This window comes from Pseudomonas sp. St316 (assembly GCF_018325905.1).
GTDB lineage: Bacteria > Pseudomonadota > Gammaproteobacteria > Pseudomonadales > Pseudomonadaceae > Aquipseudomonas.
Window position 1 is genome coordinate 2,631,494 of the sequence record NZ_AP021901.1, and the last position, 13,793, is coordinate 2,645,286.

15 protein-coding genes are annotated in these 13,793 nt (G+C 57.7%); 5 read left to right on the top strand and 10 right to left on the bottom strand.

The genetic code is table 11. The features are described 5' to 3' along the window. Positions 1 to 5: 5 nt before the first annotated feature. From KI237_RS11955 to KI237_RS11975, 5 genes are all read right to left on the bottom strand, one after another. Entirely contained in the window at positions 6 to 713 is a 708-nt protein-coding gene (locus KI237_RS11955) for a cupin domain-containing protein (RefSeq protein ID WP_212799978.1), read from the bottom strand. Positions 714 to 756: 43 nt separating this feature from the next. Continuing rightward, a complete protein-coding gene (locus KI237_RS11960; RefSeq protein WP_212799979.1) occupies positions 757 to 1,614 on the bottom strand; it encodes a GNAT family N-acetyltransferase in 858 nt (285 codons plus the stop codon). Positions 1,615 to 1,874: 260 nt separating this feature from the next. Continuing rightward, positions 1,875 to 2,963: a DUF6161 domain-containing protein gene (locus KI237_RS11965; RefSeq protein WP_212799980.1), complete on the bottom strand. Its 1,089-nt coding sequence runs from the start codon at positions 2,961 to 2,963 to the stop codon at positions 1,875 to 1,877. After that, positions 2,960 to 4,066, bottom strand: a complete 1,107-nt coding sequence (locus KI237_RS11970; RefSeq protein ID WP_212799981.1) for a hypothetical protein — start codon at positions 4,064 to 4,066, stop codon at positions 2,960 to 2,962. The genes KI237_RS11965 and KI237_RS11970 overlap by 4 nt, the downstream gene beginning before the upstream one ends. A 131-nt stretch (positions 4,067 to 4,197) precedes the next feature. Continuing rightward, complete coding sequence (locus tag KI237_RS11975; RefSeq protein ID WP_212799982.1) at positions 4,198 to 5,124, bottom strand: 2-hydroxyacid dehydrogenase; 927 nt, start codon at positions 5,122 to 5,124, stop codon at positions 4,198 to 4,200. 288 nt (positions 5,125 to 5,412) lie between these two features. On the opposite strand from KI237_RS11975, the gene gabT reads away from it, so the two are divergent. The 3 genes from gabT to KI237_RS11990 all read left to right on the top strand — a co-directional run bounded on the left by gabT (position 5,413) and on the right by KI237_RS11990 (position 7,983). Then, entirely contained in the window at positions 5,413 to 6,705 is a 1,293-nt protein-coding gene (gene gabT, locus KI237_RS11980; protein WP_212799983.1) for a 4-aminobutyrate--2-oxoglutarate transaminase, read from the top strand. Positions 6,706 to 6,792: 87 nt separating this feature from the next. Next, complete coding sequence (locus KI237_RS11985) at positions 6,793 to 7,449, top strand: HAD family hydrolase (protein WP_212799984.1); 657 nt, start codon at positions 6,793 to 6,795, stop codon at positions 7,447 to 7,449. Positions 7,450 to 7,494: 45 nt separating this feature from the next. Next, complete coding sequence (locus tag KI237_RS11990; RefSeq protein ID WP_003203167.1) at positions 7,495 to 7,983, top strand: Lrp/AsnC family transcriptional regulator; 489 nt, start codon at positions 7,495 to 7,497, stop codon at positions 7,981 to 7,983. A 260-nt stretch (positions 7,984 to 8,243) separates the two neighbouring features. Here the strand turns inward: KI237_RS11990 and KI237_RS11995 are convergent, their stop codons facing one another. From KI237_RS11995 to KI237_RS12005, 3 genes are all read right to left on the bottom strand, one after another. Continuing rightward, positions 8,244 to 9,197 (bottom strand): alpha/beta fold hydrolase, encoded by a 954-nt coding sequence (locus KI237_RS11995; RefSeq protein ID WP_212799985.1) that lies wholly within the window; start codon positions 9,195 to 9,197, stop codon positions 8,244 to 8,246. 214 nt (positions 9,198 to 9,411) lie between these two features. Beyond that, positions 9,412 to 10,059, bottom strand: coding sequence for a VOC family protein (locus tag KI237_RS12000; RefSeq protein ID WP_212799986.1), 648 nt, complete (start codon positions 10,057 to 10,059; stop codon positions 9,412 to 9,414). A 335-nt stretch (positions 10,060 to 10,394) separates the two neighbouring features. Then, positions 10,395 to 11,195: a hypothetical protein gene (locus KI237_RS12005; RefSeq protein WP_212799987.1), complete on the bottom strand. Its 801-nt coding sequence runs from the start codon at positions 11,193 to 11,195 to the stop codon at positions 10,395 to 10,397. Between the two features lie 215 nt (positions 11,196 to 11,410). Here KI237_RS12005 and KI237_RS12010 point away from each other — a divergent pair, with 215 nt between their 5' ends. Further along, positions 11,411 to 12,160, top strand: a complete 750-nt coding sequence (locus tag KI237_RS12010) for a substrate-binding periplasmic protein (protein ID WP_212799988.1) — start codon at positions 11,411 to 11,413, stop codon at positions 12,158 to 12,160. 173 nt (positions 12,161 to 12,333) lie between these two features. Continuing rightward, the gene (locus KI237_RS12015; protein ID WP_212799989.1) at positions 12,334 to 12,738 is read left to right on the top strand and encodes an acyl-CoA thioesterase; all 405 of its coding nucleotides are present in this window, start codon (positions 12,334 to 12,336) and stop codon (positions 12,736 to 12,738) included. Positions 12,739 to 12,805: 67 nt separating this feature from the next. Here the strand turns inward: KI237_RS12015 and KI237_RS12020 are convergent, their stop codons facing one another. Next, positions 12,806 to 13,372 carry an RNA 2'-phosphotransferase gene (locus KI237_RS12020; protein WP_212799990.1) on the bottom strand — a complete coding sequence of 189 codons (567 nt, stop codon included), beginning with the start codon at positions 13,370 to 13,372 and terminating at the stop codon, positions 12,806 to 12,808. Between the two features lie 94 nt (positions 13,373 to 13,466). Then, entirely contained in the window at positions 13,467 to 13,718 is a 252-nt protein-coding gene (locus KI237_RS12025; protein WP_212799991.1) for a hypothetical protein, read from the bottom strand. Positions 13,719 to 13,793: the final 75 nt, after the last annotated feature.

Below are 13,793 nucleotides of genomic sequence, written 5' to 3' on the forward strand. Positions count from 1 at the left end.
GCGGATTACTTGACGACGTACACCTTGCGCACATAAACGCTGCTTCTCCAGGCACACGGTGCATTCAGCGGGACGAATACGGTATCGCCGGTGTTGACCGTCAAGTCGCTGCCATCGGCTGCCTGCAAGGTGACGCTGCCTTCGAGCAGGTGCATCAGCTCATGCAATTTGTGCGGTCGTGACTTGCGGGTGTAGGGCGTCGAGTCCCAGATACCGATGCGCAGGTTGCTCGCTTGCTCGACAAACAGATTGTGCGAGCGACATTGCGGCGGTGGGCTGAGCAGGATCTCGTCGTCAGGTGCCGCGGAAGGCGAGAGCTGGGTGTGGGCGGGGAGAGCCGTCAAACCGGGAAGGTGCGCGTCGATGCGCTGGGTATCGGCACAAAAAGCCCAGAGCGAGCCGGGTTGCGCCTCGACCTCAAGCACCGTCCCCCGACCGATCACCGCGCTTTCACCTGGCTTGAGCTGCAGCGTCTGTTCCTGGCTGCGCAGCGTCACTGCGCCGGCATGCACCACGATCGTCTCACTGAAGGGGTATTCATCGACGCTGAACAGTCCGCTCGCCCGGACCACGCCGGCAGCCATGCCATCCTCCCCGGCATAGGCGATGAGGCGGTCGAACGGATCCTTGGCGCCCAGCGAGCCCGCTGTGAACGGGGTTGAGGCAAGGCGGCCATCGGCGTGTGCCAACAGCACTGCAGTGGGTTCGAGCATGAAGATGATTCTCCAGGGAGCGTTGAGGGGGAGTGTGGGGTTTTCAGCCAATGGCCTGGGTCACCGGCGCAAATTGCCGAACCGCACCGGTCGCCTGCGGGGGCGTGCCCCGGGCCATTTGGGCGACGGTGTCGACCTGCTTGAGCCCGGCCTCTTCCAGCCAAGGGGCCAGGCCACTGTTTGAAGGAATGTCGATGCGAACGAATGCGTCCGGCACGTGGGCCAGCAGCACGGCGATCAAGTGCTGGGCCTGTTCCAGGTTCTGGGCGATGACCGGGCCAATGCAGCGGCCACGGCCGAAGGGGCGCAGCAGGGCGAAGGCGCACAAGTGACCGCCGCGCTCGATACCCACTGAATGTTCAACGACCTCGAACAGGTCATTGAGCACAACGCTCCGCTCCAGCCCGCTCCCGGCATTGGCCAGTTTGATCAGCTCGGCGTGATCGGCTTCGCCCAGCTCGCGGCAGCGCTCGCCGGCGGCCAGTTCCAGTGGGGCCGGCACCCGCGCTTGCCCTTGGTGCTGCTGGATATGCCCAAAATCAACGAACCCCTGGCTGGCATACAGCGGGGCACCGGCCAGCGTCGCATTGAGGATGGCGGTTCGCGAGCCGCACGCTTCGATCGCCAGTTCCATCAGTTTGCGACCGATTCCCTGGCCCTGATACTCATCGTCGACAATCACCAGGCCAATGGTGGCGTAGTTCCCCTGGGCGCAGGTGAACGCCGTTCCAATCAAACGGCCCTGGTCTTCCACCACAAAACCCTGGGCGACGCGCTGCAACATCGCCCAGTCTTCCAGGCGATGGGGCCATTTCAACTGCACGGACAAGGCATGGGCCGCAGGCACGTCGGCGGCGGTCATGGCGCGATAGAAGTAAGTGGGGCGTTGCGAAATGGACATGGCTGATCACCATTGAAAGGGGCTCTTGATCGGACGATTTTATCCGCTGACAGCGTGTGTATCTCACCTGCAACGAGGCCTGGCAAGGGGTGCCAATTGATTCGGTATGTTCCTTCAGCTACGGCTTTTACGACCACATTTCTTGCTCAAATCAGCTGCCCGGCCAGCAGTAAATACCGGGCCGGATCTCAGGCTTGGGCCGACGCGAAAGCGTGATAGATAAACATGCAGGTGCTGCAAGAGTGACCTTTTAGTGGCTGTCAGCTTTTTTTGAAAGCAGACAGCAGGTCCGTCAGTCCGGGCATGGTCGGTCCGGATTCATTAGAGATAAGTCCTGTCTCCGAGCGGCTGAACAGCGACTGGAGGATTATTTTTCTCGATTCCTCGTCTACTTGCGTGTCTTTGCTCAATGTCAGATACAAGTGAGTAAGCTGCTCTCGTTCTTCTGCATCACGTTGAAGGTGGAATGCGCTGAAGATCAGCTTTGAGAGTGTTTTGACGGTAAAGGCCAACGTTGAGATAAGGGTTATGAAAATGAGCGCGCCCTCGATCTGATTGAGGGCAATCGGTGTGCGGTCACCACTCAGCCATAGATTGAAGGATGTCCATAGGCCGATGACGGAGAAAAACAAGGTAACGCTGAGTACGCCTGTCCAGATATAACCACGTGTCTGGTGTTCACTGGCTTTTTTTGCCCAATAGGTCGCGGGACCTTCCAGCCGAAGCTTCTCTTTATAAGTTGACTCTAGCGTCTCAAGGCGCGTTGCCCAGGCCTCCTCTTCCTGCTTTTGCCATTGGGCAAATTGGTTCATTTCTTTTCTTGCTGTTTTTACGAGCCTGTATTTGATCTTGAAGAAATTTGAGTGAATCCCACGTAACACCGCCGCTTCTGAAGTGGAGCGCTGTGCGAAAGAGTTTTGCAGGGGAAGTTTGAATTCATACGCGGCCAGGTATCCGCTGAAGTCGTTAAATGAGCTTGGATTATCACTCTTGCCTAGAAAAATTGCATCGTAGAAACCTCCGGCAATGGCCGGTTCGTTCGAATAAATTTCCAGCCATTTGATCGTGGCGGGTGAGTTGCTATAAATCCAGACGTTCGAAAGTTCCTCTTCTGGCGCTTCTTCGTCGAGAAAGTATTGCTCTTCCAGGGCGATGTGATATTCAAAGATCTCCACGCAGGCCGCTATATTCGCCAGGGCCTGATGAATATTCGATGTGTCGTGTTTTTTGAGGCTTTCGAGTTTTGGCTTCCAAAAGCTCACTTCATTCTGCATGAAGTCATTTCTGTCGGTGAGATTTTCAAAGTCGAAAATTTCACCGCTTAATGCCTTGAGTTCGGCTTTTGTCATTTTTTGTCTAATAAGGTAGCGTTGAATGAATGAACGTGCAGGTCATCTGGGTCAATAGAACCTAAGCACAGGAGAATCAATGAAAGGTAGAAATAGCCAAACAAAAAAATCCAGGTGGCGGCGACGATGCTTTTACTGTCTGAAAATATACTACCAACCCTGGATGCTACATTTCCGTGCGCGTTATTGTTTCTGGTGGCGTAGAGAAGGAAAAACACGAGAAATTCTAGTCTCTGGGTTTCTGAATAGAGGGCTGGGGCTTTTACGGTGGGCTTGCCGAGGTCATCGAATTGGTCGATGGCAGGTATCTTGATGAGTATTGTTTTTATTTCTTTTCCAAGCGCATGGGTGATTTTTCGAGATTTTTCGCTTTCGACTATTCCGAAGTTTATATCCGTCTTGTCCGGATTTTCGGTAATCGTGCATAGGGCGGAAAAGGCCTCGCCGTAGGTCCAGTAGAAATGATTGAACATTGCTTTGAACTTGGTTTTAAACGATTTGTATGATGATGGAATATGAATTTTTCTGATGGTGTCTGCTTTTTTTCCGGTTACGTTTGCTTTTTTTATGACGAACTCATTGTGTTTTTCGATAGCCATACCCTTCAGGATGTAAGACGCGACGAAATGCAGTGTCTTGTCAGGTAGGCGGTGGGCGAAATCCAATATTATTTCTTGAGGGGTGCTGAAATCAGGATCCTGCGAGGAGTCAGTCGGCAATGTGATTTGGGACTGCATGATCTTGTTGATTTCAATCAGAGATTGTTCAATGGCTTTCGAGTCTCCCAAGCTTTCCGCATTGGTAGGTGACTTCATATAGAGATCGTTGTAGCAACTGTTGGTAGCCGTCCACAGATAGGTAAATGCCATGTCTGGTCTTCGCGGCAGGCAGGAATAACTGTCAACCAACGCAGTGGCCGCTACATAGGGGATTTTATTTGGGGCAAGCGCCCAGCCAACTGGATTCAGGTATTTGAATGGAGTGAACCAGGCGAGTGCAGGGTGATCGGCGGGTAGCAGTTTTTCCTCATGAGCTTCGGCGGTGTAGGCAGTCACAAGCTTATGAAGCTTATCCAGTCGTTGTGTCCTTACGTTCTGCTTCATGCATGCTGGTCCTTCAGATAGTTGAAGGCCAAATGCTATCACCTGGTAAGCGTCATGGCTGCTGTTTTATAAAAAGCCAACAGCACGACACCACATGATGAGGTGTGATGGGGAACATGCTATTCGAGCGATCAATAACTGCGCTCACGATCAACCAGGCCCAGCATCGATTCACCCCGTTGATGCCGGCGGATGTTCTCCAGCAACACGCCAAATGCGCTCTCGGGTTGGGTCATCGCCGCGATGTGCGGTGTCAGCAGGATCTGCGGATGTTGCCAGAACGGATGCTCCGGTGGCGCCGGTTCCTGCTCCAGCACGTCCAGCACCGCAGCGCTGAGCTGGCCGTCGGCAAGGGCTTCCAGCAGGTCCGCTTCCACCAAGTGCCCACCCCGGCCCATGTTGACCAACGCCGCGCCCTTGGGCAGGTGTTGGAACAGCTGGCGGTTGAGGATACCTCGGGTCTGCTCGGTCAACGGCAGGACGCACAGGACAATGTCGCACTGGCCGAGGAAGGCCGGCAGTTGTTCGGTGCCGGCAAAACACTCCACCCCATCGATGCGGTGCTCGCTGCGGGCCCAGCCCGACAAGGCAAAGCCAAAGGTCTTCAAGGTGGCGAGTATCTGCTGTGCCTGCAAGCCCAGGCCCATGACGCCCACCCGGCGTTGCCTGGCGGGCACCAGTCGGTGCGCTTGCCAGCACCGTTCTGCCTGTTGCTGGCGATAGCGCAACATGTCCCGGTGCAGGCTGAGCACGGCGAAACTGGCGTACTCGCACATGCCCTGGCTGATGCCCGGGTCGAGCAAACGCACCACCGGCAGCGTTGTCGGCAAACGACCGAGGTCGAGTTGATCCACGCCGGCCGACAAGGCGAACAGCACCTGCAAATTCGGCAACAGCGTTTCGAGGTCGTCCGGGGCCTGCCAGGCCGCCAGGTACTGGATATCCCGCGGGTCGCCGATGTCTGGCCAGGCACGCCATTCAATGTCCGGCGCGTGTTCGGCGAACAGGCGCCGCCAGTGTTCGCCGCGTACCGGGTCAGCTTTATAGAGCAGGGCCATGGGTCACTTCTCGCCTGAAATCAAGGAGCCCCTAGCATGCCTCAACGCCAGAGCAGGATCTGTCGAAAGGGCCGGCATAGAAGCATTACGCTGCGTTGCAAGGTGCCTCCTGCGGCAGATTCCATGGGGCTGGAATGCCTCTGGAGGATTCTGCTGTTTGCCGGGGTGTAAACAGTCGATCCGAATTTCTCAACGACCAAGTTCGGCTTAGACAATCGCGTCGAACGCTTAACCTGTGAACACACCGCAGCCGCTTCCTGGGTGCGAGGCTCACGATGGGAAATGCCAATGAACAGTAAAGTCGAAGAAACCCCAAGTTTGCTCCGTCAGCGTGATCAATTCGTGCCACGTGGCCTGGTCACCGCGCACCCGCTGGTGATCGATCGGGCCCAGGGCTCTGAGTTATGGGACGTGGACGGCAAGCGCTACCTGGACTTCGTCGGCGGCATCGGTGTGTTGAACATCGGCCACAATCACCCCAAGGTCGTTGCGGCCGTGCAGGCCCAGTTGCAGAAGATCTCTCATGCCTGCTTCCAGGTCGTGGCCTACAAACCCTATCTGGACCTGGCCCGTCGCTTGTGCGAAATGATCGGCGGCCAGCAGGCCTATAAAGCGGCATTTTTCACCTCGGGTGCCGAAGCGGTGGAAAACGCCGTGAAGATCGCCCGGGCCCACACCAATCGCTCGGCCGTGATTGCCTTTCGCGGCGGCTTTCATGGCCGGACCTTGCTCGGCACCACGCTGACGGGCATGAGCCAGCCGTATAAGCAGAACTTCGGTCCGTTCGCCCCGGAGGTCTTCCACACGCCGTATCCGAATGCTTATCGCGGCGTCACCAGCGCGATGGCGCTCCAGGCACTGGACGAGCTGCTGGCCACCCAAGTGGCACCTGAGCGGGTCGCTGCCATCATCATCGAGCCGGTGCAGGGCGATGGCGGTTTCCTGTCGGCCCCCGCCGAGTTTTTGCAGGGCCTGCGTGCATTGACGCAAAAGCATGGCATTGTGTTGATTCTCGATGAAATCCAGACCGGTTTCGGTCGTACCGGTAAATGGTTCGGTTTCCAGCACGCCGGCATCCAGCCGGACCTGGTCACGGTCGCCAAGAGCCTGGCCGGTGGCTTGCCGCTGTCGGGCGTGGTCGGCAAGGCCGAGATCATGGACGCACCGCTGCCCGGTGGCCTGGGCGGCACCTACGGTGGTAATGCGCTGTCGTGTGCGGCGGCGCTGGCGGTGATCGAGGCCTACGAGCAAGAACAGCTGCTGGCCCGTGGTGAAGTCCTGGGTGAGCGCTTGCGCAAGGGCCTGCTGCATCTGCAAACCCGTTACCCGCAGATCGGCGACGTGCGCGGCAGCGGTTTCATGCTGGCGATCGAACTGATCAAGCATGACGAGGCACGCACCCCGGACGCCGACCTGAACCAACGCCTGATCGACGAAGCCCGGGCCGGTGGTTTGCTGGTGATCAAGTGCGGGGTCTACCGCAACGTCTTGCGCTTCCTGGCGCCGCTGGTGACCAGCGAAGCGCAGATCGACGAAGCGTTGCAGATTCTCGACGGCGCCTTGGCACGCGTTCTGGGCTGATGCCCGCGTTCATGACGTTTGCCGGGGCAAGCGTCAGTGGTGGTTAATGGAGCGTTGATCGATGGGACATCATCGGAGGCTTTACAGATGAGGCTGACTGAATATCGGGCGTTGTTGATCGACTGCGATGAGGTCCTGGTGGATCGGGACTCCGGCGTCTGGACGGCGTTGCAACCGTTGCTGGAAAACCATGGCGAGCCGTTGGACAAAGCACAGGTGCTCGCCGATTTTGACGAAGTGCTACAAGCCTTGTACCCGCGTTTCGGTGAATTGGGCTTCAGCGGCTTGCTCTGTTTCGCCCACCGTCAATTGGCCGAGCGCTGGAAGCTCAAGGTCAGTTGGGAGGAGGGCATGAGCTTCGCCCGTTCGGCGGCCGGTTGGACGCTGTTCGAGGATGCGCCGGGTGCGATGCTTTACCTGCGCAAGTTCTACCGCCTGTTGGTGCTCGGTGACCGTGATGCCGAGGATCGGGGGGTGTTGTGCGAGCGTTTGGGCATCGAGCCGGAGGATTTCATTTCGCTGGCGAGCGACCCGTTGCAGGACCGTGAGTGGCTGGCGGCCAACAAGCTTGAGGCCGAGGCTATTCTTCAGATAACCCGTCCCGGCACCCGCCCACGGCCGGTTGGGGCTGTCTGCCTGATCTGCCGTAACGCTGATAGGTCTGCCGCGCCGTGCGCGGCGGACTACTGCATCAACAGCATGGCTGATCTGGTGGCTCAGCATCAGCTGTCCTTACGACGCTGATTTTGTTAGAAGATTGTCTTACAAATGGCCGGCAAGAGGTATGCGATGGAAGGTTTAGCGAAACTGGACCGGATCGACATCAGCATTTTGGTAGAGCTTCAAAAAGATGGCCGCATGACCAACGTCAGCCTGGCCGATGCCGTGGGCTTGTCCGCCAGCCCGTGCCTGCAACGGGTCAAGCGACTGGAATCATTGGGGTACATCTCCAGCTACAAGGCCCATCTGAACCTGGCCAAGATTACCGATTCGGTGACGGTCTTCACCGAAGTCACCTTGAGCGACCACAAGCGTGAGGACTTCGCCAAGTTCGAATCCAACATCCGCCTGGTGGATGAAGTGCTCGAATGCCACCTGATCAGCGGCGGCTACGACTACCTGGTGCGCTTCATGACCCGCAGCATCCAGGACTATCAGGACGTGATGGAAAGCCTGTTGGACAAGAACATCGGCATCTCCAAGTACTTCAGCTACATCGTCATCAAGTCACCGGTGCGCAAGGACGAGATTCCGTTGCGCAAGTTGTTGCGACACTGAATCCAAAACCACCGAGAACAACTGTGGGAGCGGGTTTGCTCGCGAAGGCGTCGACAGATCCAGCATTGAGACAAGCTGACCACCGCCATCGCGAGCAAGCTCGCTCCCACAATGGATCCCTGGTGTACGCAGCCCCTGGGTCCACCCCCACCCCCTGTGGGAGCGAGCTTGCTCGCGAAGGCGGAGTATCAGCGACATCAATGCTGGCTGACACTCCGCTATCGCGAGCAGGCTCGCTCCCACTGGGGCAGGGGCTTGCTTTATTCCTGGAGGAACTTCAGCAGATCCTGGTTCAGCCGATCCTTGTGCGTCTCGGTCAAGCCGTGCGGTGCGCCAGGGTAGACGATCAGCCGAGCACCCTTGATCAGCGCCGCCGAGGCCCGGCCTGAAGCGTCGATAGGCACGATCTGATCGTCATCGCCATGGATCACCAGCGTCGGCACGTCGAATTTCTTCAAGTCGCCGCGGAAGTCGGTAGCCGAGAATGCCGCGATCGAGTCATAGGTATTCTTGCTGCCACCCTGCATGCCCTGCGCCCAGAACGACTGGATCAGCCCTTGGGATGGCTTGGCGCCCTTGCGGTTGTAGCCGTAGAACGGGCCCGAGGCAATATCCAGGTACAGCTGTGAACGGTTCTCCAGGGAGGCCTTGCGCAAGCCATCGAACACTTCGATAGGCAAGCCACCGGGGTTGGTGTCGGTCTTGAGCATCAATGGCGGAACAGAGGACACCAGTACGGCTTTCTTCACTCGAGCGGTGCCGTGACGGCCGATATAACGCGCCACTTCACCGCCCCCTGTCGAGAAGCCCACCAGGGTGACATTCTTCAGGTCCAGCGTTTCAATCACCGCGGCCAGGTCGTCGGCGTAGTGATCCATGTCGTTGCCTTCCCAAGGCTGGCTGGAGCGACCGTGACCGCGACGATCGTGAGCCACCACGCGATAACCCTTCGAGGCGAGGAACATCATCTGGCCTTCCCAGCTGTCGGAGTCCAGCGGCCAGCCGTGGCTGAAGGTCACGACCTGACCATCGCGCGGGCCCCAGTCCTTGTAATACAGCTGGACGCCATCCTTGGTGGTGATGTAACTGGCGGACTGGACCACGCTGCCGACAGCAGACGCGCTGGCAGCGGCCTGGAGAGGCGACGCGGCTTCGGCGTTGAGGGTGGCCAATGCCAGGGTCGCGGCAGCTAGGGTGCGGTTGAATGTGTTCATCGTTTCTCTCTCCATAAGGTCGGTTTAGTCTGCGGCGATCGTTGTCGTTCGCGTTGGTGGGCAGATTAGAGAGGGAGGCCGAGGACGAGAACGGCGCGGGTATCGATAGCAACTATGGGAAAATCGGATAGCTGCGCTTCGCTTCGGTTACGAGGTGAATATTCGCGGCGAGGGTGCTTGCTTGCGTTGCGTGGCGAAGCCACCCCCCAAACGCTCACACGGATGAAAGCGGCAATGTCTTCAGGCCATTGGGGGTTTGAATGTGCGCAAGCAGATAGGGTGCCGAAGACGCTTGCAGGGCGTGAAGATGAACCGGGCCAGAAAAGTTCATGGCCGTCAGGATCGCTTGAATTTTTTCCGGATCCGTATGAAAGACATCCAGTGCCAATAACGAGCAGCCCTTGTCCTGGAGCATGTCCGCAGGATGAGGGCCATGCGCCCATTGAATGAGGGTGGGGACTGATCCGGCCATAGGCAGGTTTCCATCCGCCGGTATGGTTATTTGCCAATTCAATGTTCCTCTCGTCATCGGTTCAACCTCCCCGACCATGGCGGGGCAAGCATCACGAGCGGTATGGATATCATCGGTGCGTGCAACCCAGGTCGCCAGGTGTGGCGGCGAGTCGGGGGCCAATCGATCAAGGCCGAACCAGCGGGGCCGGTCCGGACGTATGGCGCACGGGTCCACGGCAATCACTTCGAGGTAAAGCCCCGGGCCAAGGTGGAGCAGCCTGTTATGGGTGCCCATGCGTGAATGGGCGCCACCCGGTTGAAGGTCGACGCCCAGTGCGCCAGTCACGAAGGCGCAACCGGTATCGAGGTCCGTTGCCACGATGACGAGGTGATCAAGAGTGGTTTTCATGTGTTCATCCATCCGTGGGTTGGGAAGTATCTGGCGCCATCAACCAAAAGAAGGCATCGGCCCTAGCGAGTGCAAGATCCACATGACCGTCGCCACCGCTGCCAGCACCGCGACCACAATGCCGATCAGCACCCATTTCAGGACTTTCTGCCCTGTCGACGGCCGAGACCCTGGCGTGTGTGCCTCTACCGGGTGCTGAATTTCCCCGGCGCATCGCGGGCAAGCAGCAGTGTCGTAAGGGAGGAGGGACCCGCAATGCTCACAGTTTGTCATGTCGTCACTTCGAGGCTCAGAGGGCTGGTAAAAGGGGACCGAAAGCGTGTGGTGTCGATCGCTTAATATTTGTAGACGATGCCCAGCCTGCCCATGATCTCCAGGGCGTTGATCAGGCCCAGGCCGTTCATGGGCAGGCAGGCGAAGGCCTGGTATTCATCGAAGTGCGTACCGATGGCCAACAACTTCAAGTCATGGGCCTCCAGCTGGGCGTTGAAATACTGCAGGAGCGCGCGCTCCCAATCGTTGGCGCGGTTGATGGCATCGATGGCTTTACGCTCCGGCGCAGGGATCTCAATGCCTGACTGTCGCAGCGGGGCGAGGGCATTGACGGCATCGACCCCGCAGGACGCCCACTCCTTCCATTCGAACCCCGTCAACTGATTGGCCTCGGTAAGCGCTGACTCGACCTGCGTCCAAGCCCAATCCCACTGCCCGGTAGGCGTCGGGATCTCCTGAATGAGTGCCTGAGCGCGCGGCTCGTCGAACAGGCAATCAAACAGATCGGCCAGGGTCTCGGCCAAATCGGGCTGCGGCCCTTGCCCCTGGGTGTCCAGGTCGTGGCTCAAGCGCTGCCACAGACTGCCCAGCTCGGCCCAGTCTTCGTCGTCCATGTCGTCATCGATCACCTGGGCCTTATGGCCGCGCAGGTAGTTATCCAGCCGCGTCTTGCGCACGCGTACGCTGCTTTCGGCGAGGTGGACGTCATAGCTGCGGTAATCCAGGTAGTTGGTCTGGAAAACGATGCGGTCAGTAAACACCTCATGGGCAAGGCTTTCCTGCGCATCGAAATACGCCGCGCCTTCGAGGTCGCCGTGGGCGGTGATGATGCGTTGAAACGACAGTGGGTCGATTGGATTCATGTGGGCTGGGTCACAGGGAGGAGGGCGAAAGGGAAGCACCGCGCACGCTGGCCGATATCCGGATCGCGCTGATCGTACACCAAGGCCTGGGGGTTGCTAAGGGGCGCAATGTCGACTGCGTCAACTGTCTGGGGCGTGTTTGGGTCTATGCTTACCTTGCCCTCTTGAATCGGCCCACCTATGTACGAACACCGAACAATCCGCAGGGACCACATGTGAGACATTCGACACCGGCTGCAGCGCTGCTCTGCCTATTGCTCGGCACGCTTGATGCCAGGGCCGAGGAGTATCAGGTCGTCACCGAAGAGTGGGCACCGTACAACTACCAGGAAAACAATCAGCTCACCGGCATGACCACCGAGATCGTCCGGGCCGTCATGGCGCTCACCGGAAATGACTTCGAGGTGCTGTTGCAGCCGAGTATGCGAGCCACCCAGGTACTGAAGACGCGCCCCAAGACCATCATGTACTCCCTGTTCCGCACGCCGGAGCGTGAGCCGTTATACAAATGGGTCGGACCGATCGTGGAAGAGTCCATTCACCCCTATCAATTGGCCAGTACACCGCCGGTGAACTCCCTGGAACAACTGTTGCACGCCCCGCAGATCACCACCCGCCACGCCGGCCTGGTGCCCCAGATGCTGCAGTCGCTGGGCTTCAACAACCTGGACAAAAGTGCCACCGAGAGCAAGCTGCTCTACCGCATGCTGCTTGCCGGACGCACCGGCATCATCGTCGGCGACACCGACGCGGGCGTGGCTTATTACAGCCGTCAGTTGAACATCGCGCCAGGCACATTGCGACGGATCCCTATCGAGCTGTACCGCTCATCGTTGTACATCGCCTTCAGCCCTGACAGCGAAGATGAAGTGGTGGCGGCGTGGGCCCGTGCGTTGGAGCAGTTGCGGCGCTCTGGGGAGTTGGAGCGGATTCAGCGGCGGTATGAAGGGGCGGTTGGGCAATGACCGCGCCGAACCGGCGAAAGCCGGTTCCGCAAACGTTTTTGCGCATCAGGCTGCTGGACGTCGACGGCAGAGCAATCAGGTATTAATACGGCTTTCTACCGCTCATTTTGGTTATCATTCCTGAGTGACAAAAATATGTACCAAAGCTCTGGAAATTAGAGGGAAATAGACCAATGCCTAAGGCGGTTTTCGTCAGTAGAACTATTTTATTTGGCGACTGTGATCCGGCAGGAGTGGTTTACACACCGCGATTTTCATATTTTTCAGTAGAGGCTATCTATATAGCACTCGATGAATGGCTGGGCACGCCCGGGCTCAGAACACTCATGGGCTTTGAGATATTGCCGCCCGTACGCGCCATGTCAATGGAGTTTCTGATGCCTTTGACGTGGGATGATAAGTTGTCTATCAAAGTCAGCGTGGCGAAGTTGGGCGTTCATTCGTTCACGTTTTTGGTCGAAGGGTTCATGGTTAATGGGCCCTTGTCTTTTGTGGCGAATGTCACTCATGTATGTGTCTCGTCGGAAACCAAAGAAGTTGTAGCCGTTCCCGCGCAGCTGAGAGCGCTTCTTTCATAATCCGCTGCAAAGACGTTCGTCCGGACATGAGAAGTCGGGGTCAGGCCACGGTATAAAACGGACCCATTCATGTATGAGTTTTATCCTCTACCGTCTTCAAGTAGGCCGCAGGTACCGACTCCACAAGCCAAACGCCATTGTCCGCCTGAAAGAACCGAACCCCTGCCTGTTTCATACCCTGTACATCAACAGCGAGTAGAACAGGTTGTCCATAGCGCTTGCCGACGGCCATTGCCGTTTCGGGACTTTCAGTCAGATGGACATGGTGCCGATTGCCTGGGATCAAGCCCTGCACCTCGATGGAGGCCATGAAGCGGCTGGCGGTTCCATGATAGAGCTGGGCAGGTGGCGTTTTTTCGACGTGTTGCACCTGGACCTGCCCGGTGCTGTGCCCTTGTGCGGCTCGGATGCGTTGGCCATCTTCAGAGAGCGTAAAACGCTTCTTTTCGTTGGTCTCGACCACCTCGTGCAGCATCTGGCAGTCGAAGGTATGGCCATGTTGGTGGGCGTTCGAAATCAGATTATCAATGTCGGCCCAACCGTCGCGGTCCAGGACGAGCCCGATGGATTCGGGGGCGTGGCGTAGTACGTAGCTGAGGAGCTTGCTGATGTCGTCGCGTTGTTTCTTGTTCAAGGAAAGGTCCGTTTTCGTTGGTTGATTGCAAATAGTACTGTGCTTGGCGGTATGGAGGCACTCAAACGAACGTTACCCAATCGCGGCAGACTTTCTACTGCGCTTGATAGTACTGCGCTCTACGCCTGGCTTCTTCCCGCTCCATTTCCTCATAATGCTTGCGTTCTTCCCGCTCCCTCTGTTGCTGGCGCTCGCGGTGTTTCCTGTCTTCGGCTCGATCCATTTCGCGCTGGTGTTCCCAGTGGCGCCTGTTTGCCTCTCGATAGTCCTGGTTTCGATCACCGGCAAATGCGCCCGCTGAGGTGAAGCCAATCCAAATGAGTGCAAAAATGGCAGCCATTTTCATGTGATCGTCTCTTTCACGCAGATGCGTGCAGGTGGTGCCGTTTGCGGCTTCCGATAGACCATAAGGATGGTCGCA